2 tRNA genes and 2 rRNA genes are annotated in these 922 nt (G+C 46.9%); all 4 read left to right on the top strand.

The features are described 5' to 3' along the window. Positions 1 to 112 (top strand): 16S ribosomal RNA (locus H3001_RS19120); the annotation flags it as partial. A 116-nt stretch (positions 113 to 228) separates the two neighbouring features. Next, a tRNA-Ile gene (locus tag H3001_RS19125) sits at positions 229 to 302 on the top strand. Positions 303 to 451: 149 nt separating this feature from the next. Continuing rightward, a tRNA-Ala gene (locus tag H3001_RS19130) sits at positions 452 to 525 on the top strand. A gap of 166 nt (positions 526 to 691) precedes the next feature. Beyond that, positions 692 to 922 (top strand): 23S ribosomal RNA (locus H3001_RS19135); the annotation flags it as partial.

Consider the following 922-nt stretch of genomic DNA (forward strand, 5'->3'; position numbering starts at 1 on the left):
GGGGGTACCTGAAGTGCGTAACCGCAAGGAGCGTCCTAGGGTAAAACCGGTAATTGGGGCTAAGTCGTAACAAGGTAGCCGTACCGGAAGGTGCGGCTGGAACACCTCCTTTCTGGAGTGAAACCGAGAAGGTTTTTTCACTTGTACTGCAGAAGGTTTGTTTAACAATATAGAGAAAGATGAAGCCGAGTCTATGCAACGGACAAGGTTGAACTGAATCAGAAAGCTAGTCCTATAGCTCAGTTGGTTAGAGCGCTACACTGATAATGTAGAGGTCGGCAGTTCAACTCTGCCTGGGACTACCCGGAAAAACATCGGCGCAAGCCAATGTGCTTCAGGTAGCAACTCGATTGCTACTCGAAAAAAAAGGAAGAAAAAAACTTCCTTAAAAATTTGCCTCTTCGGAATAAAGGTTGTACTTTTGCAGCCGCAAAACGAAAAAAGGATAATCGGGGGATTAGCTCAGCTGGCTAGAGCACCTGCTTTGCACGCAGGGGGTCAACGGTTCGAATCCGTTATTCTCCACGAATAGGATGGGCGAGCGCAAGCGAGCCAATCTGCAAAAATTCTCCACGAGAATTTTTGAAAAACAAGGTCTATGACATGATGTAACAAGCAAGTAAATTTTGGTAACGAAAAAGAGCTGAAAGTATATATCATCCCGCTGCCTAATTGGCAGTGTGACGTGATAAGGAAAGTAAGCAAGGGCGCATGGCGGATGCCTTGGCTCTCGGAGGCGATGAAGGACGTGATAAGCTGCGAAAAGTCACGGGGAGGTGCAAATAACCCTTGATCCGTGAATCTCCGAATGGGACAACCCGGCGTGTTGAAGACACGTCATCCATCATTGATGGAAGCTAACGCAGGGAACTGAAACATCTTAGTACCTGCAGGAAAAGAAAATAACAATGATTCCCCCAGT

The organism is Phocaeicola faecicola (genome assembly GCF_013618865.1).
Taxonomy (GTDB): domain Bacteria; phylum Bacteroidota; class Bacteroidia; order Bacteroidales; family Bacteroidaceae; genus Phocaeicola; species Phocaeicola faecicola.